Below are 20,517 nucleotides of genomic sequence, written 5' to 3' on the forward strand. Positions count from 1 at the left end.
CAGGGGATTCATCCCCGCCCGAGTGCGAAGCGCTCGCCTTTGTAAGTCCTGCAACAGGAGGGGCCTGCTTCGCAGGTCCAGCGGGGATTAACCCCCTCGCCACAAAGTACAGTTCCCACATGGGCCGCTCTCTACAGCAATGTCGCCCGGCAATCGAGCACCAGCCGGGCACCGCCCGACTCGCTGCGATCCACCTCCAGCGTGAACCCGTGCAAATTGACAATCGCCGCGACGATGGACAGGCCAAGGCCGAATCCGCCGTGCTGGCTGCTGCCCTCGGCGCGGTAGAAACGACGAAACACCGCCTTGCGTTCCGCCTCGGGAATGCCCGGCCCGGAGTCGAGCACTTCGATGCGGGTGCTGTCGCCCTGGTCGATCCCGCGCAGGATCACCTCGCCGCCCGGCGGGGTGAACTTGATGGAATTGCTCAGCAGGTTGGATACGGCCTCGAACAGCAACGCCCGGTCGCCGTTGAGCAGGGGCAGGCTGTCGGGTACTTCCAGCGTGAACACCAGCTCGCGTTCTTCAGCCAGCGGCAGGTAGAAATCATGCAACTCCTGCAACAGCTGCAGCGGATCTAGGCGCATGAACCCGGAGCGACGCTGTTGATCTTCCAGTTCCGAGATCCGCAACAACCCGCGAAACCGCGCCATCAGCGTATCGGTCTCGGCAATTACCTGATCCATCTGCAACGCTTCGGGCGAGCCGTCCGCCGCTTCCTGCTGGATGCGATAGAGCTGGGCCCGCAGGCGCGTCAGTGGAGTGCGCAAGTCATGGGCGATGTTATCGCAGACGCCCTTGACCTCGTTCATCAGCCGTTCGATGCGATCCAGCATGGCGTTGACGATCGCCGCCAGCATGTCCAGCTCATCGCGGCGACTCGACAGTGGCAGGCGATGGGTCAGGTCACCGGCGACGATGGCTTCGGCACTGGCTTGCAGTTTGCGAATGCGCCGCAACGGCCGGCGCCGCAGCAAGTGCCAGCCAGCGATGCCCGGCAGGATGGTCAGCGATACGCCCCAGAACAGCGCGTGTGAAATGATGCGTGTCACGGCGAACAACGAGCCGTTATCCCGCGCCAGCACCAGCCAGCGACCATCCTGGGTCCGGGTCGCTATCGCATCGCAACTGTCGGACGGCATGCTCGGGTCGTCGGAATCGACGCAACCGCCGAGCATATGGATCTTGCCATCCAGCGGCAGGTCGGCGGGGATGCGCTGGATCGGTCCGCTCAGATGACGCAGCGTCGGGTCGAACAGGCCGTAGGCATCGACGCCGCGTTCGTCGAGCGTCAGGCTGGCCATCAACGCGTCCTCCAGTTGGTCGCCATGGATACGGGCGAACAGGTGCTGGCGTTGCATCAGGGAATGTTTGGCGAGGCTGTCCAGATAGCCAAATACCTCGTAGTACATCACCCCCATCAGGATCGCGCTCCAGATCACGAACAGCGCACTGTAGAGCGCCAGCAGGCGGCTGCTGGAAGAGCGCCAGCCCTTAGCGGGGTTCAGCAATGACATAGCCGGAACCTCGTACCGTGCGAATCAGCGGTTCCAGGCCCGGCGGGTCGATTTTCTTGCGCAGGCGCCCGATGTGGACGTCGATCAGGTTGGTGCCGGGGTCAAAGTGATACCCCCAGACTTCCTCGAAAATCATCATGCGCGAGAGGATCTGGCCGCTGTTGCGCATCAAGAATTCCAGCAACTTGTATTCGGTGGGCAGCAGGCTGAGCAATTGCCCGTTGCGGCTGGCTTCGCGGCTGATCAGGTTCAGTTCCAGGTCCGCCACCCGCAGGACGGTCTCCGGTTCGCGGGCGCCGTTGTTGCGTCGCAGCAACACCTCCACCCGGGCGGCCATTTCATCGGTGGCGAACGGCTTGGTCAGGTAATCGTCGCCACCGGCGCGCAGGCCACGGACGCGTTCGTCGACATCGGAGAGGGCGCTGATCATCAGGATCGGCGTGGCCACCCCCATGGTCCGCAGCGTGGTGACGATGACCAGGCCGTCGAGCTCGGGCAGCATGCGGTCGAGGGTGATCAGGTCGTAGTCACCGCTAACCGCGCGTTCCAGGCCCTCGCGGCCGTTGTCGACCCAGTCGACGTCCAGGCCGTTGCGGGTCAGTTCGGCGACGATTTCCCGGGCGGTCACGGCGTCGTCTTCGATGGTCAGGATGCGGTTCATGGGCAGTACCGGGTGAGTAAATTGAGCGACTGCGCAGCATTCTGCCAAAGAATACCTGTCGGCTTTCTGAAAAAAAGTTCATGGGCGCGAGCGGGGGCGTTTACTGGCCTGGATCAACACTTCGTCACAAATAATCCCTAACATTATTGCGCCGTGCACCAGCATGCTGCGCCCGTTGTCCTGTTTTGGTGCGCTGTCGCCGACGGGCATTGACGCAAGGCGGGGAGTGGCGTGCCGCAGGGAGCCGACACCGACTGAACTTTCAAGGAAGAGCTGCATGATGCAACCTCAAGACCTATTACACCGACAATTCGATATCCAGCCATTGAAACAGGCTGACATGACCGTGCACCTGGACGGAAAGGCTGTCAACGCCGCCCAGGGCGAAACCGTACTCACCGTCATCCAGGCCCTGGGCCAACGCCAGGTCGCCCGTAACGACCACGGCCAGCTCAGCGGTGCCTATTGCGGGATGGGCGTGTGCCAGTGCTGCCTCGTCAAGATCGACGGTCGCCACAAACGTCGCGCCTGCCAGACGCTGGTGCGCCCCGGCATGCAGATCGAAACCCGGGCCAACCGCATCGCTGAAACGGAGGCGCCATGAACCACGCTCCGGTGATCGTCGGCGGCGGGCCGGCGGGTATGGCGGCGGCCATTGAACTGGCCTCCCGCAAGGTACGTTGCACCTTGCTCGAAGAGGCACCGCGCCTCGGTGGCGTGGTGTATCGCGGCCCCCTGCGCGATGGCGTACGCCTGGATTACCTGGGGCCCCGCTACAGCGAAGCCTTGGAGAAACTTCACGGGGAATTCCAACGCCATGCCGATTTGATCGATGTGCAGCTGGGCAGTCGTGTCATCGGGGCCGAGGGGTTCCGGGCGTTGATGGTGCTCGATGCGGATGAGCGTCTACGAGAGGTTGCCTATTCGCAGTTGATCCTGGCAGCGGGATGTCATGAGCGCAGCGTGCCGTTCCCCGGCTGGACCCTGCCGGGCGTGATGATGCTTGGCGGCTTGCAGTTGCAGATCAAGAGCGGCGTGGTCAGGCCGCCGAGCCCGGTGGTGATCGCCGGGACGGGCCCGCTGTTGCCATTGGTGGCCTGTCAGCTGCACGCCTCGGGCGTCACCGTGGCGGGTGTCTACGAGGCGTGTGCGTTCGGCAGGATCGCCAAGGAAAGCCTCGCCTTGCTCAATAAACCGCAACTGTTCCTCGATGGCCTGGGCATGCTCGCGTATCTCAAGCGGCATCGCATTCCCGTGCGCTATGGCTGGGGCGTGGTGCGTGTCGAAGGCGAGGACGAGTTGAGCGGCGTGACCGTCGCGCCGTATTCCGCCGATTGGACGCCGGACCTTACGCGCGCCGAACAGGTGCCGGCCCAGACGCTGGCAGTCGGCTACGGGTTTATCCCGCGCACCCAGTTGAGCCAGCAGATGGGCCTGGAACATGGCTTCAGCGATGACGGGTATCTACGGGCCGTGTCCGATGCCTGGCAACGCGGCAGCGAGGCGCATGTTCATCTGGCGGGTGACATGGGCGGGATTCGCGGGGGAGAGGCGGCCATGCTGAGCGGGCGCATCGCGGCGTTGTCGGTGCTGGTGCAACGCAATGTCCTGGATGAGGCGACGGCCCTTGGGCATCGCGATCGGTATCAGGCGCAACTGGAGCGCATCCTTCGCTTTCGCGCCGCCGTCGATCGCTACACCCAGCGCGGGGCGGGCCAAACGGCGCTGCCTGCCGCCGACACGGTGATCTGCCGCTGCGAACATGCCACCCGCGCCGACATCGACCGGGCGCTGGAGCAGGGCGTGCAAGACATGGCCAGCCTGAAAATGCGCACCCGCGTGAGCATGGGTGACTGCCAGGGACGCATGTGTGTCGGTTATTGCAGCGACCGGTTGCGCGAGGCCACAGGGCGGGCCGATGTGGGCTGGTTGCGACCGCGCTTCCCCATCGATCCGGTGCCTTTTTCAGCATTCCAGAATATCGGCACGGAGGCCGCTTCCCATGACTAAGCATTATGACGTGGTGATTGCCGGTGGCGGCGTGATCGGCGCTTCCTGTGCCTATCAGTTGTCCAAGCGCAAGCATTTGAAGATCGCCCTGATCGACGCCAAGCGCCCCGGCAACGCCACCCGTGCATCGGCGGGCGGTTTGTGGGCCATTGGTGAGTCAGTGGGCCTGGGCTGCGGGGTGATTTTCTTTCGCATGATGTCGGCCAATCGCAAGCGCCAGGCCCAAGGTGCCGCCGTGGCGGTGGATGCCAGTACGCCACACATCCTGCCCGACTCGTTCTTCGAATTCGCCTTGCAATCCAACGCGATGTACCCGCAGTTGCACCAGGAACTGATGGACCGCCATGGCATGGATTTCAAATTCGAAGAGACCGGGCTGAAGTTTGTGATCTATGACGATGAGGACCGCTTGTACGCCGAGCACATCGTCGCCTGCATCCCCCATCTGGCCGACCAGGTGCGCTGGCTCGACCAGGCGGCCTTGCGCGAGGCAGAGCCGAGTGTCAGCCATGAGGCCCTCGGCGCGCTGGAGTTTCTCTGCGATCATCAGGTCAGCCCGTTTCGCCTGGCCGACGCCTACACCGAGGGCGCGCGGCAGAACGGTGTCGACCTGTTCTTCAACACCCACGTCACTGAAGTGTTGCGAAGCGGGACGCGGGTCACAGGTGTGAAGACCGTCGAGGCCGGAACGTTCAGCTGCGGGACGCTGATCAACGCCGCCGGCGCCTGGGCGGCGGACCTGAGCGAGCAGGCTACGGGCGTGCGGATTCCGGTCAAGCCGGTCAAGGGCCAGATCCTCTTGACCGAGCGCATGCCGAAAATCCTCAACGGCTGCCTGACCACCAGCGATTGCTACGTGGCGCAGAAAGACAACGGTGAAATCCTGATCGGCAGTACCACGGAGGACAAAGGGTTCGACGTGACCACTACCTATCCGGAGATCGAAGGGCTGGTTCAAGGTGCCATGCGCTGCATCCCGCAATTGGTCGACATCAACCTCAAGCGCACCTGGGCTGGCCTGCGTCCCGGCTCACCTGACGAGCTACCGATCCTGGGACCGATGCGCGGCGTGGACGGCTACCTGAACGCCTGCGGGCATTTCCGCACCGGCATTCTCACCTCGGCCATTACCGGGGTGTTGCTGGACAAGTTGGTCAACGACGAGCCGTTGCCGCTGGACATCACGCCGTTCCTGGCGGACCGCTTCGAAGTGGCGGCGATTGCAGAGCCAAGGGGAATGGAACCGGCCTGAGCGCCGAATCAAAACCCTGTGGGAGCGGGCTTGCTCCCACACGGGAATGTATCCCGCCGTTATTGCACCGGTGTGTTGACAAACACTTCCAACCCTTCGGCATAGGCGGTAAATGCGCTGATCTGCGGGAACGCCTTGCCCTGCACCTGATCCGCCACCAACAGGTTGGTGAAGGTCCAAGCCACCGCGATGGTAATGCCGGCCTGGTCGATCGAGCCATCGGTGGGCAGTGGCTGTTTCGCCAGTTCCCTTTCCAACTCACCGTAGGCCGCCAGCAACTGGCCCGATACCCGCGCGAGCCACGGCGCATGCTGGATGTCGGCCGGGCGCAACGTGCGTTCGTAATAGATTTGCACCGATTTTTCGCATGCCGCGAGCGCCAATCCGACCAGTCGCAACGAGCGCAACCGTTGGGCCAAATCGTTCGGCATCAGGCTGTGGGATGGCCCAGCCAGCGCCTCCAGGTAATCGATGATCAAAGTGGAATCCATCAACACCGAGCCATCATCCAGCACCAATGTTGGCGCCTTGACCACCGGGTTGATGCTCTGGAAATGCTCGAATTGCCTGAACACCGAAACCGATTCATGTTCCAGGGAGATTCCCAGCCGTTTGGCGGAAATGGCGACGCGTCGCACATAGGGCGAGTCCAGCATGCCGATCAGTTTCATGGTTTCTCCTTCAACGGATTCTAAAGGCCGGGTTCAATCCTCGAAGCCGACCTGTTCATGGATTTCATCGACCTTGAGTTCAAGCCGGTAGGCCACGGCAATGAACAACGCTTGGCACAGGCACAAGGTGGCACTCAACGAGCGGAACGCGAACGAGCTGCCTTCGTTGACCAGCAGCACCGCATTGGCTCGTTTGGCCAGGGGAGACAGGTTGCTGTCGGTGATGATCAGGGTCTTGGCCTGGTGATGCTGGGCAATGCGCAGGCAGTGCTGGGTTTCCTTGCCATAGGGCGTAAAGCTGATGGCAATTACCAGGTCGTTGGCCCGCACGCTGCGCATCTGCTCGCGGTAACTGCCGCCCAGGCCGGACACCAGGTGAATGCGCTTGTTGGTGTGCTGCAGGTTGTAGACGAGGTAATCGGCCACGGCGAATGAACGTCGCACACCGACCACGTAGATGTTGTCCGCGTTGACCACCAGGTCCACGGCTTTTTCGAACGCCTCGTCATCGAGTTCCAGCCCCAGGCGCTCGATGCCTGACAGGGTCGCATTGACGCATTCGCGGGCCAGGTCGCCGGCATTGGCCTTCTGCGACTTGTTGGCGATCATGCTGCGAATGCGTTGCTGGTAGTTCTGCACCGGCGTGGTCTTGTGGGTGTACGCCTCGCGGAACAAGGCCTGCATTTCGCTGAACCCGCTGAAGCCGAAGCGCTGCGAAAAGCGCACGATGGCCGAAGGGTGGACTTCGCATTCCCGAGCGATGTCGCTGATGCGGTCGACCATGATCCGGTCGCTTTGCTGGCTCATGTAGCTGGCGATGCGCTTGAGCTGGCGCGGCAGGCCCTCGTATTCCTCGGTGATCAGTTGCAACAGCCGCTCGGCGTTGATCGGTGGGCTGGGGAGGGCGGCTTCGGACGCGCTCTCGGACGGCGCCGGCAGATCGGGGCGGGTCATAGGAAATCCTTCTGGCTTGTTCTTATAGGGCGACTGGCGAACGGGCCGGCCCTCGACAATAGGTTGGCTGGTGGCAGTCTACAGCGTAGGCGCGGAGAAAATCATGGCTGAACGAAGTTGTAACGCCTGCTGAAACGATGCACTGCGCCTGGCCCTGTTGAGCAGTAGCGTATTGGAAAAAATATTCCATGATAAAAATTTATGGAATAAATATTGATTATTGCCGCTGGCTCGTTTTAGTCTGCATTCACCAAAGCGTTGGCGCCGGTTCCGGCGACAAGCGCAGGCTGATAAAAATAACAGGAGCCAGCATGGGCCAGACTCGTTTTGCCAGTGAGCGTCAATTGGATGTGATCTGCCTGGGACGCCTGGGCGTCGATCTCTACGCGCAGCAGGTTGGCGCACGCCTGGAAGATGTCTCAAGCTTCGCCAAGTACCTGGGCGGATCATCGGCCAACATCGCCTTCGGCACGGCCCGCCTCGGGCTGAAATCGGCGATGTTGAGCCGCGTGGGCGACGACCACATGGGGCGGTTCCTGGTGCAATCCCTGGCTCGCGAAGGCTGCGACGTCAGTGGCATCAAGGTCGATGCCGAGCGCCTGACCGCCATGGTCCTGCTGGGTATCAAGGATCGCGAGACGTTCCCCTTGGTGTTCTATCGCGAAAACTGCGCAGACATGGCGCTGCGGGCCGAAGACATCGACGAAGCCTTCATCGCGTCCAGCAAGGCGCTGCTGATCACCGGCACGCACTTCTCCACCGAAGGCGTCTACAACGCGAGCATCCAGGCGCTGGACCATGCGCGAAAACACAACGTCAAATGCGTCCTCGACATCGATTATCGCCCGGTCCTCTGGGGCCTGGCGGGGAAGGCGGACGGTGAAACCCGTTTCGTCGCCGACCGCAAGGTCAGCCAGCATGTGCAAGGCATCCTGCCGCGTTTCGACCTGATCGTCGGCACAGAAGAAGAATTCCTCATCGCTGGCGGCAGCGAGGACCTGTTGACCGCGCTGCGTACCGTGCGCTCGCTGACGGCGGCAACGCTGGTGGTCAAGCTTGGCCCGCAGGGCTGCACGGTGATCCATGGCGATATCCCGAGCCGATTGGAAGACGGCGCCATTTACCCAGGCGTGCGTGTCGAAGTCCTGAATGTCCTGGGTGCGGGCGATGCATTCATGTCGGGTTTCCTCGCCGGTTGGCTGGAGGACGCCAGCGATGAGCGCTGCTGCCAATTGGCCAATGCCTGCGGCGGCCTGGTGGTGTCGCGCCATGCCTGCGCCCCGGCGATGCCGACCCGGGCCGAGCTCGATTATCTGTTCAAGAGCCCGGTGCCCATCACCCGACCGGACCAGGATGCGGTGCTGCAACGGCTGCATAAGGTCAGCGTGCCGCGCAGGGCCTGGAAGCAGCTGTTCATCTTTGCCTTCGACCATCGCTGGCAATTGGTGGAACTGGCCCAGAAGGGCGGTCGTGAGCTGAGCAGCATCGGTGAACTCAAGCAACTGTTCATCCAGGCGGTGGAACGGGTCGAAGCCGACCTGCAGCGCCAGGGCATCGAAGCCGACGTCGGGCTGCTGGCCGATCAGCGTTTCGGCCAGGATTCGCTCAACGCGGCCACTGGGCGAGGCTGGTGGGTGGCGCGGCCGGTGGAGGTGCAAGGCTCGCGGCCGCTGGCGTTCGAGCACGGGCGCTCCATCGGCAGCAACCTGATCGCCTGGCCGCAGGAACAGATCATCAAATGCCTGGTGCAATTTCACCCCGACGACGAACCGCTGCTGCGCCTGGAACAGGAGGCGCAATTGATGGGTTTGTACAAGGCGTCCCAGGTCAGCGGCCATGAGTTGCTGCTGGAAGTCATCCCGCCAAAGGATCATCCATCGGCTCATCCGGACGTGCTCTATCGTGCCCTCAAGCGCCTCTACAACCTGGGCATTTTCCCGGCGTGGTGGAAGATCGAAGCGCAGACAGCCGAAGAATGGCAGCAGCTCGACGAGCTCATCCAACAGCGCGACCCATATTGCCGTGGCGTAGTGCTGCTGGGCCTCAACGCCCCGGCCGCCGCGCTCGCCGAAGGCTTCCGCCAGGCCAGCCAGAGCACCACCTGTCGGGGCTTCGCCGTGGGCCGGACGATTTTCCAGGAACCGAGCCGGGCCTGGATGGCCGGTGAGATCGATGATGAAACGTTGATCCGGGACGTGCAGGGGCGGTTTGTGGAATTGATCGAGGCATGGCGCAGTGCTCGTGCCTGATGTACAGGACTTTTGTGGCGAGGGGATAAATCCCCTCGCCACGATAAGCATTCCAAACGGTTTTCGTTATTCAGTTTGAAAACAATAAAAGGTGCAGCCATGCCCGCTATTCGAATTGGCATCAACCCGATTTCCTGGAGCAACGACGACCTGCCGTCCCTTGGCGGCGAGACGCCCTTGAGCACGGCGTTGAGCGAAGGCAAGGAAATCGGCTACGAAGGGTTTGAGCTAAACGGCAAGTTTCCCAAGGACGCCAAGGGCGTCGGCGACGTCTTGCGCCCGTATGACCTGGCGCTGGTGTCCGGCTGGTATTCCAGCCGATTGGCCCGGCGTTCGGCGGCTGAGGAAATCGATGCCATCGCCAGCCATGTCGAACTGTTGGCGCACAATGGCGCGACGGTGCTGGTCTACGGTGAAGTCGCCGATTCGATCCAGGGCCAACGCATCCCGTTGATCGAGCGCCCGCGCTTTCACACTGACGAAGCCTGGCAAGCCTACGCCGACAAGCTCACCGAACTGGCCCGCTTCACACTGTCCCAAGGCGTGCGCCTGGCGTATCACCACCATATGGGCGCCTACGTCGAATCGCCCACGGACATCGACAAACTGATGGCCCTGAGCGGCAGCGAGGTCGGCCTGTTGTTCGACTCGGGCCATTGCTACATGGGCGGCGGCGAACCCTTGCAAGTCCTGCGCAAACACATCGAACGCATCTGCCATGTGCACTTCAAGGATGTGCGCAAACCGGTGGTGCAACTGGCGCGCAATAACCTGTGGAGCTTCCCCGATTGCATCATCAACGGCACCTTCACCGTGCCGGGGGATGGCGACATCGATTTCGCCGCGTTGCTCGACGTCTTGCTGGCCGCCGACTACCACGGGTGGCTGGTGGTAGAAGCCGAGCAGGACCCGGCCGTGGCGCCGAGTTATGCCTACGCGAAGAAGGGCTACGACACCTTGCGTGCCCTGCTGCAAGAGAGGACGCCGGCATGAGCCTGTTGATCAAGAGCAGTCCCGGCGGCCAAAAGCTCGTCGAACTGCCCCATGGCGCCTTGGAATATGTGGGGTTCGCCGCCTACCGCCTGAGCCTCGGCGAAACCCTTCCGGTGATGGCGGGTGACAAGGAGCTGTGCGTAGTCTTGCTCAGCGGACGCATCGACCTCAAGGGCGAGGCGCCGGGGCAGGGGGCCTTCAGCTGGGATAACCTCGGCGATCGTCAATCGGTATTCGAAGATAAATCCCCCTACGCCGCGTATCTGCCACCGGGCAGTCAGGCCCAAGTCACCGCGCTGAGCGATGTGCAGGTAGCGGTATGCGCCGCGCCAGGTGCCGCGCAAAACGAATACGGCCCACGGCTGATCCGCCCCGACAGCATGAAACGCAGCGTGCGCGGCAAGGGCGCCAATACCCGTTATGTCTGCGACATCCTGCCCGACAGCGAACCGGCCCATTCGCTGCTGGTGGTGGAAGTGCGCACGCCGTCCGGTCACTCGTCCAGCTACCCGCCGCATAAGCACGACACCGACGACCTGCCGCACCAGAGCTTCCTCGAAGAAACCTATTACCACCAGGTGAATCCGTCCCAGGGCTTCGTGTTCCAGCGGGTCTACACCGACGACCGCAGCATCGACCAGGCCATGGCCGTGGAGAACAGCGACCTGGTGGTGGTGCCCAAGGGGTATCACCCGGTCAGCGTGCCCTATGGGTACGAGTCCTATTACCTGAATGTCATGGCCGGTCCGAAGCGGGTCTGGCAGTTCCATAACGACCCGCAGCACAGCTGGCTGCTCGACCTCTGAATTCGAACATTCCAACGGAGAACCAGGACAATGAGCGACACCCCGGTAGTAGGCCATTACATCAACGGTCGCGTGCAGGACGGCGACAGCGCTCGCTCCAGCAATGTCTTCAACCCGGCCACCGGCGCGGTGCAGGCGCGGGTGGCCCTGGCCGAACCAAGTACTGTCGACGCGGCGGTGGCCTCGGCGCTGGCGGCGTTCCCGGCCTGGTCCGAGCAATCGTCGTTGCGTCGCTCGCGGGTGATGTTCAAGTTCAAGGAACTGCTCGATCGTCACCATGACGAACTGGCTCGGATCATCAGTCGTGAACATGGCAAGGTGCTGTCCGACGCCCATGGCGAAGTCACCCGTGGCATCGAGATCGTCGAGTACGCCTGCGGTGCACCGAGCCTGCTCAAGACCGATTTCAGCGACAACATCGGTGGTGGCATCGACAACTGGAACCTGCGCCAGCCACTCGGGGTGTGCGCCGGTGTCACGCCGTTCAACTTCCCGGTGATGGTGCCGTTGTGGATGATTCCGCTGGCCTTGGTCGCCGGCAATTGCTTCATCCTCAAGCCCTCGGAACGCGACCCGTCCGCCAGCCTGCTGATGGCTCGGTTGCTGACCGAAGCCGGCTTGCCGGACGGCGTCTTCAATGTGGTCCAGGGCGACAAGGCGGCGGTGGATGCGCTGTTGCAGCACCCGGACATCGAGGCGATTTCCTTTGTCGGCTCCACGCCCATCGCTCAATACATCCACCAACAGGGCACCGCGAACGGCAAGCGCGTACAGGCCCTGGGCGGGGCGAAGAACCACATGATCGTCATGCCCGATGCCGACCTCGACCAGGCGGCGGATGCCTTGATCGGTGCGGCCTACGGATCGGCCGGCGAGCGTTGCATGGCGATTTCCATTGCCGTGGCGGTGGGCGATGTCGGCGATGAGCTGATTGCGCGATTGCTGCCGCGTATCGACCAGTTGAAGGTCGGCGACGGCCAGCAGCCCGGCGTTGACATGGGGCCGCTGGTCACCGCCGAGCACAAGGCCAAGGTGGAAGGTTTTATCGATGCTGGCGTGGCCGAGGGTGCTCGCCTGATCGTTGATGGCCGTGGTTTCAAAGTGCCGGGGGCCGAGCAGGGATTTTTCGTCGGTGCGACGCTGTTCGACCGGGTCACAGCCGAGATGAGCATCTATAAGCAAGAGATTTTCGGCCCGGTGCTGGGCATCGTTCGTGTACCGGACTTCGCCACGGCGGTGGCGCTGATCAACGCCCATGAGTTCGGCAATGGCGTGTCGTGCTTCACCCGAGACGGCGGCATCGCCCGGGCATTTGCGCGCAGCATCAAGGTCGGCATGGTGGGCATCAACGTGCCGATTCCGGTGCCCATGGCCTGGCATTCCTTTGGCGGCTGGAAGCGTTCGCTGTTCGGCGACCACCATGCCTATGGCGAGGAAGGCCTGCGCTTCTACAGTCGCTACAAAAGCGTGATGCAGCGCTGGCCCGACAGCATCGCCAAGGGCCCTGAGTTCAGCATGCCGACTGCCCAATAACTCATTTCATTGAATGCCGGAGGGAGAACAACAATGAACAAGCCCCTGCGTTTTGCCTTGAACCGAATGGTTGCCCCGCGCCTATCACTGCCTGCTTTCATCGACCTGGCGCTGGCGTTGAAAACCGATGCCATCGAGATTCGCAACGACCTCAAGGGGGTCGAGATCGAAGATGGCATGCCGCCGGCGCGCGTGCGTGAGTTGTGCGAGGCGCGCGACATCAAGGTGCTGTCGATCAACGCCCTGTACCCGTTCGATGTGTGGAACGAAGAGCGTCGCGCCCAGGCCGTGCGCTTGGCCGACTACGCTCGCGAGTGCGGCGCCGAGGGGCTGGTGATGTGCCCGCTCAACGACCGCGCCGACCCGCGCAGCGAGGCCGAACGGGCAGCGGGGCTGCGCACGGCCCTCAGTGAACTGGCACCGATCCTGCGCGCCTTCGGTATCTACGGTTTCATCGAACCTTTGGGGTTCGAAGAATGCTCGCTGCGGCGCAAGCGCACGGCGGTGGAGGCGATCAAGGCCATCGGCGGGCTGGATGTGTTCCGCCTGGTGCATGACACCTTTCATCATCATTTGGCGGGGGAGCAAGAATTGTTCCCTGAACTGACTGGGCTGGTGCACATCTCCGGCGTCGAGGATGCCCAGGCGCCGCTGGCGACGATTCGGGACGGCCACCGGGTGCTGGTGGGCGAGGGGGATATTCTCGGCAATGCCGCGCAGATTGAAGCGCTGGTGAGCGGAGGTTATGACGGTTACCTATCCTTTGAGCCCTTTGCCGAGAGCGTCCACGAGCTGGCCGACATCCGCCAGGCGCTGGGGGCGAGCATGAGCCACCTGCAAAGCTCCCACTCGACCGAGTTGCGTTTGAAGAAGGTGCAAGCATGACCACAACACGACTGACCATGGCCCAGGCCCTGGTGAAATTCCTCGATAACCAATATGTCGAGGTCGATGGCGTCCAGAGCAAATTCGTCGCCGGGGTGTTTACCATTTTCGGCCACGGCAACGTGCTGGGCCTGGGCCAGGCGCTGGAGCAGGACAGCGGCGACCTGGTGGTCCATCAGGGCCGCAACGAGCAGGGCATGGCCCATGCCGCCATCGGGTTTGCCAAGCAGCACCTGCGGCGCAAGATCTACGCCTGTACCTCGTCGGTCGGTCCCGGCGCGGCGAACATGCTGACCGCGGCTGCCACCGCCACGGCCAATCGCATCCCGCTGCTGCTGTTGCCCGGCGATGTCTACGCCAGTCGCCAGCCGGACCCGGTGCTGCAACAGATCGAGCAATTCCATGACCTGAGCATCAGCACCAACGATGCCTTCAAGGCCGTGAGCAAATACTGGGACCGCATCAACCGCCCCGAGCAATTGATGACTGCCGCGATCCATGCGATGCGCGTGCTCACCGATCCGGCCGAGACCGGCGCGGTGACCCTGGCGCTGCCCCAGGACGTACAGGCCGAGGCCTATGATTACCCGGATTACTTCCTGCAAAAACGCGTGCACCGCATCGACCGTCGCCCAGCCACTGAAGCGATGCTCGACGATGCCCTGGCGCTGTTCAAGGGTAAGCGCAAGCCGCTGATCATCTGCGGCGGCGGGGTGAAATATTCCGGGGCCAACGCTGCATTGCAAGCCTTCGCCGAGCGCTTCGAGATTCCGTTTGCCGAAACCCAGGCGGGAAAAAGCGCCATCGTCTCCAGCCACCCACTGAACGTAGGCGGTGTCGGCGAGACCGGTTGCCTGGCGGCAAACCTGCTGGCCAAGGAAGCGGACCTGGTCATCGGCATCGGCACCCGCTACAGCGATTTCACCACCGCGTCGAAATGGCTGTTCCAACACCCCGAGGTGCGGTTCCTCAACCTGAACATCAGCCCGTGCGATGCGCTGAAACTCGACGGCATTCAACTGCTGGCCGACGCCCGTTCCGGCCTGGAGGCGCTGGCAGGCAAGCTCGGCGATTACCGTGCCGAATGGGCCGGGCAGATCGCCGACGCCAAGGCCCGGCTCGAGGGGGAAGTGGACCGGATCTACCAGGCGGATTTCCAGACCCAGGACTTCGTTCCGGAAATCAACGACCACATGGACCCGGCGGTGTTTCGTGAATTCATCGAACTCACCGGCTCCTGCCTGACTCAGAGCCGCGTGCTCGGCACCCTCAACGAAACCCTGGCGGACGACGCCATCATCGTCGCTGCCGCCGGGAGCCTGCCCGGTGATTTGCAGCGCAGCTGGCGCAGCAAGGGCGTGAACACCTACCACGTCGAATATGCCTATTCGTGCATGGGCTATGAAGTGAATGCGGCGTTGGGCGTGAAGCTCGCCGAGCCGGACAAAGAGGTCTACGCGCTGGTGGGCGACGGCTCCTACATGATGCTCCACTCGGAACTGGCGACCTCGATCCAGGAGCGGCGCAAGATCAACGTGGTGCTGCTGGACAACATGACCTTCGGTTGCATCAACAATTTGCAGATGGAACACGGCATGGACAGCTTCGGCACCGAATTCCGTTTCCGCAACCCCGAGACGGGCAAGCTCGATGGCGGCTTCGTGCCGGTGGACTTCGCCATGAGCGCGGCGGCCTACGGTTGCAAGACCTACAAGGTCAAGACGCTGGACGAGTTGCACGCGGCCCTGGCCGACGCGCGGCGCCAGACGGTCTCGACGCTGATCGATATCAAGGTCCTGCCCAAGACCATGATCCACAAATACCTGTCGTGGTGGCGGGTCGGTGTGGCGCAAGTTTCCACCAGCGCCCGCACCGATGCCGTCGCCAAGACCCTCAACGAACGACTGGCCAAGGCCCGTCAATACTGATTGCCCCAACCCTACGAAAGGAGTTCCACATGTCTTTGAAGCTGGGCGTCATCGGCACCGGGGCCATCGGCCAGGACCACATCCGTCGTTGCAGCCAGACCTTGCTCAACAGCCAGGTGGTGGCGGTAACCGACATCAACCTTGCCCAGGCGGCGAAAGTGGTGGCCGACCTCAAGCTCACCGCCGAGGTCTATCCCGACGGCCACGCGCTGATCAAGGCGCCGGACGTCGAGGCGATCCTCGTCACGTCCTGGGGGCCGAGCCATGAAGAGTTCGTGCTGGCGGCCATCGCGGCGGGCAAACCGGTGTTCTGCGAGAAACCGCTGGCGGTCACGGCCGAAGGCTGCCGCAAGATCGTCGAAGCCGAAGTGGCCCACGGCAAGCGCCTGGTGCAGGTCGGTTTCATGCGGCCCTACGATGAAGGTTACCGCGCGCTCAAATCGGTGATCGACAGCGGCCAGATCGGCGAACCGCTGATGCTGCACTGCGCCCACCGCAACCCCAGCGTGGGCGAAAACTACAAGACCGACATGGCGATCACCGACACGTTGATCCATGAGCTGGACGTGCTGCGCTGGCTGCTGGCCGATGACTACGTGTCGGTGCAGGTGGTGTTCCCGCGCAAGTCCAGCAAGGCTTTGGCGCATCTGCGCGATCCGCAGATCGTCCTGCTGGAAACCGCCAAGGGCACCCGCATCGACGTCGAAGTGTTCGTCAATTGTCAGTACGGTTACGACATCCAATGCGAAGTGGTGGGGGAGACCGGCATCGCCAAGCTGCCGGAACCGTCCCAGGTGCAGTTGCGCAGCGGCGCCAAACTGTCCAATGCGATCCTGATGGATTGGAAGGATCGCTTCATTGCAGCTTATGACGTCGAATTGCAGGCCTTCATCGACGGCGTGCGCAGCGGCCAAGTGGGCGGACCTTCTGCCTGGGACGGCTTCGCGGCGGCGGTGGCGGCGGATGCCTGCGTCCAAGCGCAGCAGAGTGGTCAGATCGTCAAGGTCGAGTTGCCCGAGCGGCCTCGCTTTTACGGCTGACGCGAGCAGGCTCGCTCCCATAAGGGGATGGTCTGTATTCATTGTTTTTCAAGGAGCCTTCATGCGAATCGGACTAGTCGGCTATGGCAAGGGCGGGCGGTTTTTCCACGCGCCGCTGATCAGCAGTCTGCCGGGCGCTACGTTCGTCGGGGTAGTCACGCGCTCCCCCGAGCGGCGCCAGCAACTGGTGAGTGATTATCCGCACGTCCAAGCCTTCGACTCTCTCGAACAACTGGTGGCGGCCGGCGTCGATGCGGTGGTGGTGTCCACGCCGCTGGAGGCGCGTGCGGCCGTGGTGATGCAAGCCATCGAGCACGGCGTGGCGGTGGTCAGCGACAAGCCTTTCGCCCTCGATGCCGGGCAGGCCGAAGCGATGGTGCTGGCCACCGAACGACGCAACGTGCCGTTGAGCGTCTACCAGAACCGGCGCTGGGATTCGGATTTCCTGACGGTTCGCAAGTTGCTCTCATCTGGAGCGCTTGGGCAGGTTATTCGCTTTGAATCCAGCGTTGAACGTTACTCGCCGACCTCTGTGGGAAAGGGCAGTGGCGGTGGCTTCCTGCGGGATTTGGGCAGCCATCTGGTGGACCAGGCCTTGCAATTGTTCGGGCCGGTGATCCGGGTTTATGCCGAGCTGGATTATCGGCAGCCGGGCCAGGCCTTCGACAACGGTTTTTTCATGTCGATGGCCCACGCAAACGGCGTGATCTCCCATTTGAGCGGCAATTGCCTGCAAAACGCTGCGCGCCCACGCTTTCGGGTCAGCGGCAGCGAAGGCTGCTATACCGTCGAAGGCCTCGATGGGCAGGAGGCCCTGGCATTGGCGGGGCTGAGTCCGGCCTCCGAAGGCGAGCGCTGGGGCGCCGAAGAACACCGGCGCTGGGGATGGTTCGAACACGGAGCCGAGCGTGAGCGCGTGGCTTCGGAGCGAGGTTGTTGGCTCATGTTCTACCAGCGTCTCCAGGCAGCCTTGCGGGGCGACGGCCCTTTGCCGGTGGCGGCCCGCGATGCCTTGGCCACGACACGTATCCTGGACGCTGCCAGGCAGAGCGCGGAGCAGGGCGAGGTAGTGTGTTTATCCGAGCCTGTAGGACATGGAACAAAAAACGAATAAAATTCTAAAATGAGTTGATATGGAAAATATTTTCCAATAAAGTCGATTCCAGGTTACCGACAACCCTGTCCGCGTTTATCCAGGCTCGCCCTGAATGGACGAAGGACGAAACAAAAACAAGAAACACAGCCAGGTACCGTCGATGAAAACCTTCAACCGCTCTGCGTTTCACCTGCCATCTTCCTTGCGCCTGTCCGCAATCCTTCCCTTGTTCGAGTCCCTGTGCATCCAGCGCAAGGGCGCCGTGGTGTGCTGCATGCCCGGCGCGCCGATCGTGCGTTTGCCGCGTTCCTGAAGTCCGTCACGCCTTATCCATAAAACCAACAAAAAAGTGGAGAAAGAACGTTCATGAACACCAAGACCCGTATTGCCTCGCTGGCCCTGTCATTGATGTTTGCCAGCGGCGCTGCCCTGGCGGATCTGAAGATTGGCGTCAGCATGTCTCAGTTCGATGACACCTGGCTGACCTACCTGCGCGAATCCATGGACAAGAAAGCCAAGTCCCTGCCGGACGGCGTCACGCTGCAGTTCGAAGATGCGCGCAGCGATGTGGTCAAGCAACTGAGCCAGGTGGAAAGCTTCATCAGCCAGAAGGTCGACGCGCTCATCGTCAACCCGGTGGACACCGCCGCGACCCAGCGCATCACCAAGGCCGCCGTGGCCGCCGGCATCCCGCTGGTGTACGTCAACCGCCGTCCGGATGATCCGAAGTTGCCGCAAGGGGTGGTCACCGTCGCCTCGGACGACCTGGAAGCCGGGCGCATGCAGATGCAATTCCTGGCCGACAAGATGGGCGGCAAGGGCGACATCGTGATCCTGCTGGGGGATCTGGCGAACAACTCCACCACCAACCGCACCAAGGGCGTCAAGGAGGTACTCGCCAAATACCCGGACATCAAGATCGAGCAGGAACAGACCGGCACCTGGTCTCGGGACAAGGGCATGACCCTGGTCAACGACTGGCTGACCCAGGGCCGTGACTTCAATGCGGTGGTGTCCAACAACGACGAAATGGCCATCGGCGCAGCCATGGCGCTCAAGCAAGCGGGCACCAAGAAGGGCAGCGTCTTGATCGCCGGGGTCGACGGCACGCCGGACGGCTTGAACGCGATCAAGAAAGGCGAGATGGCGGTCTCGGTGTTCCAGGACGCCAAGGGCCAGGCCGATGGCTCGATCGATACGGCAGTGAAGATGGTCAAGAAGCAGCCGGTCGAGCAAACCGTCTGGGTGCCCTATCGTTTGATCACGCCGGAGAACGTCGATCAGTTCAAGTGACGCTTTACCTGTTTCATCACAACAATAAACAGGCAAGGTCGCCGCGCCGACCTTGCCCAGGGAGTACCTGACCATGTTCGCATCAGCGACTGCTTCGAGCGCTCCGGCACCGACTTTCCGGCCGGACGCATTACCTGACGAACCGTACCTGTTGGAAGTCGTCAATGTCAGCAAGGGCTTTCCCGGCGTAGTGGCGTTGTCCGACGTGCAATTGCGGGTACGCCCCGGCTCGGTGCTGGCCCTGATGGGTGAAAACGGCGCAGGCAAGTCCACGCTGATGAAGATCATCGCCGGCATTTACCAGCCCGACGCTGGCGAACTGCGCCTGCGCGGCAAGCCGGTGACCTTCGACACGCCCCTGGCGGCCTTGCAGGCCGGGATCGCGATGATCCACCAGGAACTGAACCTGATGCCGCACATGAGCATCGCCGAGAACATCTGGATCGGTCGCGAACAGCTCAACGGCCTGCACATGATCGACCACGGTGAAATGCATCGCTGCACCGCCCGGTTGCTGGAGCGCTTGCGAATCAAGCTCGACCCGGAGGAGCAGGTGGGCAACCTGAGCATTGCCGAGCGGCAGATGGTGGAGATCGCCAAGGCCGTCTCGTATGACTCAGACATCCTGATCATGGATGAGCCGACGTCGGCCATCACCGAGACCGAAGTCGCCCATTTGTTCTCGATCATCGCCGACCTCAAGGCCCAGGGTAAGGGCATCATCTACATCACGCATAAAATGAACGAAGTGTTCGCCATTGCCGACGAAGTGGCGGTATTTCGCGACGGCGCATATATCGGCCTGCAACGCGCCGACAGCATGGATGGCGACAGTCTGATTTCGATGATGGTCGGACGTGAGTTGAGCCAGTTGTTTCCCGAGCGGGACAAGCCTATCGGTGATCGGGTCCTGTCGGTTCGCGACCTGAGCCTGGAGGGCATTTTCAAAGGGGTGTCGTTCGACCTGCATGCCGGCGAGATCCTCGGCATCGCCGGGTTGATGGGCTCGGGCCGGACCAACGTGGCCGAGGCGATTTTCGGCGTAACCCCGGCCACGGGTGGCGAGATCCTGCTGGACGGCCAGCCGGTGCACATCAGCGATCCGCACATGGCCATCGAAAAGGGCTTCGCGTTGTTGACCGAGGATCGCAAGCTCAGCGGCTTGTTCCCGTGCCTGTCGGTGTTGGAAAACATGGAAATGGCCGTGCTGCCCCATTACGTCGGCAACGGTTTCATCCAGCAAAAAGCCCTGCGCGCCTTGTGCGAGGACATGTGCAAGAAGCTGCGGGTCAAGACGCCGTCCCTTGAGCAATGCATCGATACGTTGTCTGGCGGTAACCAGCAGAAGGCGCTGCTCGCCCGCTGGCTGATGACCAACCCACGCATCCTGATCCTCGACGAGCCGACCCGCGGCATCGATGTCGGCGCCAAGGCCGAGATCTACCGACTCATTGCCTACCTCGCCAGCGAAGGCATGGCGGTCATCATGATTTCCTCGGAACTGCCCGAGGTGCTGGGCATGAGCGACCGCGTGATGGTGATGCACGAAGGCGACCTGATGGGCACCCTCGACCGCAGCGAAGCCACCCAGGAACGAGTCATGCAACTGGCGTCGGGCCTGTCCTGATG

At 62.4% G+C, this 20,517-nt stretch carries 18 protein-coding genes; 14 read left to right on the top strand and 4 right to left on the bottom strand.

Annotated features, from left to right (window positions below):
• Positions 1 to 131: 131 nt before the first annotated feature.
• Positions 132 to 1,517 (bottom strand): sensor histidine kinase, encoded by a 1,386-nt coding sequence (locus VQ575_RS10455; protein ID WP_039592998.1) that lies wholly within the window; start codon positions 1,515 to 1,517, stop codon positions 132 to 134.
• Entirely contained in the window at positions 1,495 to 2,178 is a 684-nt protein-coding gene (locus tag VQ575_RS10460; RefSeq protein ID WP_039592999.1) for a response regulator transcription factor, read from the bottom strand. The genes VQ575_RS10455 and VQ575_RS10460 overlap by 23 nt, the downstream gene beginning before the upstream one ends.
• A gap of 280 nt (positions 2,179 to 2,458) precedes the next feature.
• Between VQ575_RS10460 and hcnA the strand changes: the two genes are divergently transcribed.
• The 3 genes from hcnA to hcnC are packed head-to-tail and all read left to right on the top strand — an operon-like array spanning position 2,459 to position 5,440.
• The gene (gene hcnA / locus VQ575_RS10465) at positions 2,459 to 2,782 is read left to right on the top strand and encodes a cyanide-forming glycine dehydrogenase subunit HcnA (protein ID WP_039593049.1); all 324 of its coding nucleotides are present in this window, start codon (positions 2,459 to 2,461) and stop codon (positions 2,780 to 2,782) included.
• Positions 2,779 to 4,188 carry a cyanide-forming glycine dehydrogenase subunit HcnB gene (hcnB, locus tag VQ575_RS10470; RefSeq protein WP_325919600.1) on the top strand — a complete coding sequence of 470 codons (1,410 nt, stop codon included), beginning with the start codon at positions 2,779 to 2,781 and terminating at the stop codon, positions 4,186 to 4,188. The genes hcnA and hcnB overlap by 4 nt, the downstream gene beginning before the upstream one ends.
• A complete protein-coding gene (hcnC, locus tag VQ575_RS10475) occupies positions 4,181 to 5,440 on the top strand; it encodes a cyanide-forming glycine dehydrogenase subunit HcnC (protein ID WP_198726510.1) in 1,260 nt (419 codons plus the stop codon). Before hcnB ends, hcnC begins: the two co-directional genes overlap by 8 nt.
• A gap of 59 nt (positions 5,441 to 5,499) precedes the next feature.
• On the opposite strand, the gene VQ575_RS10480 is transcribed toward hcnC, so the two are convergent.
• Positions 5,500 to 6,111 carry a glutathione S-transferase gene (locus VQ575_RS10480; protein WP_039593003.1) on the bottom strand — a complete coding sequence of 204 codons (612 nt, stop codon included), beginning with the start codon at positions 6,109 to 6,111 and terminating at the stop codon, positions 5,500 to 5,502.
• Positions 6,112 to 6,144: 33 nt separating this feature from the next.
• Positions 6,145 to 7,065 (bottom strand): MurR/RpiR family transcriptional regulator, encoded by a 921-nt coding sequence (locus VQ575_RS10485; protein WP_039593004.1) that lies wholly within the window; start codon positions 7,063 to 7,065, stop codon positions 6,145 to 6,147.
• Positions 7,066 to 7,376: 311 nt separating this feature from the next.
• Here VQ575_RS10485 and VQ575_RS10490 point away from each other — a divergent pair, with 311 nt between their 5' ends.
• The 11 genes from VQ575_RS10490 (at position 7,377) to VQ575_RS10540 (ending at position 20,515) form a co-directional block, all read left to right on the top strand.
• Positions 7,377 to 9,314: a bifunctional 5-dehydro-2-deoxygluconokinase/5-dehydro-2-deoxyphosphogluconate aldolase gene (locus VQ575_RS10490; RefSeq protein WP_325919601.1), complete on the top strand. Its 1,938-nt coding sequence runs from the start codon at positions 7,377 to 7,379 to the stop codon at positions 9,312 to 9,314.
• A gap of 99 nt (positions 9,315 to 9,413) precedes the next feature.
• A complete protein-coding gene (gene iolE / locus VQ575_RS10495; RefSeq protein ID WP_039593006.1) occupies positions 9,414 to 10,307 on the top strand; it encodes a myo-inosose-2 dehydratase in 894 nt (297 codons plus the stop codon).
• Entirely contained in the window at positions 10,304 to 11,113 is an 810-nt protein-coding gene (gene iolB, locus VQ575_RS10500) for a 5-deoxy-glucuronate isomerase (protein WP_325919602.1), read from the top strand. Before iolE ends, iolB begins: the two co-directional genes overlap by 4 nt.
• 30 nt (positions 11,114 to 11,143) lie before the next feature.
• Positions 11,144 to 12,646 (top strand): CoA-acylating methylmalonate-semialdehyde dehydrogenase, encoded by a 1,503-nt coding sequence (locus VQ575_RS10505; protein WP_039593008.1) that lies wholly within the window; start codon positions 11,144 to 11,146, stop codon positions 12,644 to 12,646.
• Between the two features lie 33 nt (positions 12,647 to 12,679).
• A complete protein-coding gene (locus tag VQ575_RS10510; protein WP_039593009.1) occupies positions 12,680 to 13,531 on the top strand; it encodes a TIM barrel protein in 852 nt (283 codons plus the stop codon).
• Positions 13,528 to 15,459, top strand: a complete 1,932-nt coding sequence (iolD, locus tag VQ575_RS10515) for a 3D-(3,5/4)-trihydroxycyclohexane-1,2-dione acylhydrolase (decyclizing) (protein ID WP_325919603.1) — start codon at positions 13,528 to 13,530, stop codon at positions 15,457 to 15,459. The genes VQ575_RS10510 and iolD overlap by 4 nt, the downstream gene beginning before the upstream one ends.
• A gap of 29 nt (positions 15,460 to 15,488) precedes the next feature.
• Entirely contained in the window at positions 15,489 to 16,499 is a 1,011-nt protein-coding gene (locus VQ575_RS10520; RefSeq protein ID WP_039593011.1) for a Gfo/Idh/MocA family protein, read from the top strand.
• A gap of 61 nt (positions 16,500 to 16,560) precedes the next feature.
• Positions 16,561 to 17,613 (top strand): Gfo/Idh/MocA family protein, encoded by a 1,053-nt coding sequence (locus tag VQ575_RS10525; RefSeq protein WP_039593012.1) that lies wholly within the window; start codon positions 16,561 to 16,563, stop codon positions 17,611 to 17,613.
• A gap of 94 nt (positions 17,614 to 17,707) precedes the next feature.
• Positions 17,708 to 17,908: a hypothetical protein gene (locus VQ575_RS10530; protein WP_039593013.1), complete on the top strand. Its 201-nt coding sequence runs from the start codon at positions 17,708 to 17,710 to the stop codon at positions 17,906 to 17,908.
• A gap of 53 nt (positions 17,909 to 17,961) precedes the next feature.
• The gene (locus VQ575_RS10535) at positions 17,962 to 18,888 is read left to right on the top strand and encodes a sugar ABC transporter substrate-binding protein (protein ID WP_045155727.1); all 927 of its coding nucleotides are present in this window, start codon (positions 17,962 to 17,964) and stop codon (positions 18,886 to 18,888) included.
• 73 nt (positions 18,889 to 18,961) lie between these two features.
• On the top strand, positions 18,962 to 20,515 hold the full coding sequence (locus VQ575_RS10540) for a sugar ABC transporter ATP-binding protein (protein ID WP_039593015.1): 1,554 nt from the start codon (positions 18,962 to 18,964) through the stop codon (positions 20,513 to 20,515).
• Positions 20,516 to 20,517 lie beyond the last annotated feature (2 nt).

Source organism: Pseudomonas frederiksbergensis (assembly GCF_035751725.1).
In the GTDB taxonomy this organism is placed as follows: Bacteria; Pseudomonadota; Gammaproteobacteria; order Pseudomonadales; family Pseudomonadaceae; genus Aquipseudomonas; species Aquipseudomonas frederiksbergensis_A.

Coding starts and splice junctions, on each gene's coding strand:
- hcnC (WP_198726510.1), top strand. CDS start 4,181: ATGACTAAGCATTATGACGTGGTGATTGCCGGTGGCGGCGTGATCGGC.
- iolD (WP_325919603.1), top strand. CDS start 13,528: ATGACCACAACACGACTGACCATGGCCCAGGCCCTGGTGAAATTCCTC.
- VQ575_RS10485 (WP_039593004.1), bottom strand. CDS start 7,065: ATGACCCGCCCCGATCTGCCGGCGCCGTCCGAGAGCGCGTCCGAAGCC.
- hcnB (WP_325919600.1), top strand. CDS start 2,779: ATGAACCACGCTCCGGTGATCGTCGGCGGCGGGCCGGCGGGTATGGCG.
- iolE (WP_039593006.1), top strand. CDS start 9,414: ATGCCCGCTATTCGAATTGGCATCAACCCGATTTCCTGGAGCAACGAC.
- VQ575_RS10520 (WP_039593011.1), top strand. CDS start 15,489: ATGTCTTTGAAGCTGGGCGTCATCGGCACCGGGGCCATCGGCCAGGAC.
- VQ575_RS10505 (WP_039593008.1), top strand. CDS start 11,144: ATGAGCGACACCCCGGTAGTAGGCCATTACATCAACGGTCGCGTGCAG.
- VQ575_RS10530 (WP_039593013.1), top strand. CDS start 17,708: ATGGACGAAGGACGAAACAAAAACAAGAAACACAGCCAGGTACCGTCG.
- VQ575_RS10540 (WP_039593015.1), top strand. CDS start 18,962: ATGTTCGCATCAGCGACTGCTTCGAGCGCTCCGGCACCGACTTTCCGG.
- hcnA (WP_039593049.1), top strand. CDS start 2,459: ATGCAACCTCAAGACCTATTACACCGACAATTCGATATCCAGCCATTG.
- VQ575_RS10480 (WP_039593003.1), bottom strand. CDS start 6,111: ATGAAACTGATCGGCATGCTGGACTCGCCCTATGTGCGACGCGTCGCC.
- VQ575_RS10535 (WP_045155727.1), top strand. CDS start 17,962: ATGAACACCAAGACCCGTATTGCCTCGCTGGCCCTGTCATTGATGTTT.
- VQ575_RS10460 (WP_039592999.1), bottom strand. CDS start 2,178: ATGAACCGCATCCTGACCATCGAAGACGACGCCGTGACCGCCCGGGAA.
- VQ575_RS10455 (WP_039592998.1), bottom strand. CDS start 1,517: ATGTCATTGCTGAACCCCGCTAAGGGCTGGCGCTCTTCCAGCAGCCGC.
- iolB (WP_325919602.1), top strand. CDS start 10,304: ATGAGCCTGTTGATCAAGAGCAGTCCCGGCGGCCAAAAGCTCGTCGAA.
- VQ575_RS10525 (WP_039593012.1), top strand. CDS start 16,561: ATGCGAATCGGACTAGTCGGCTATGGCAAGGGCGGGCGGTTTTTCCAC.
- VQ575_RS10510 (WP_039593009.1), top strand. CDS start 12,680: ATGAACAAGCCCCTGCGTTTTGCCTTGAACCGAATGGTTGCCCCGCGC.
- VQ575_RS10490 (WP_325919601.1), top strand. CDS start 7,377: ATGGGCCAGACTCGTTTTGCCAGTGAGCGTCAATTGGATGTGATCTGC.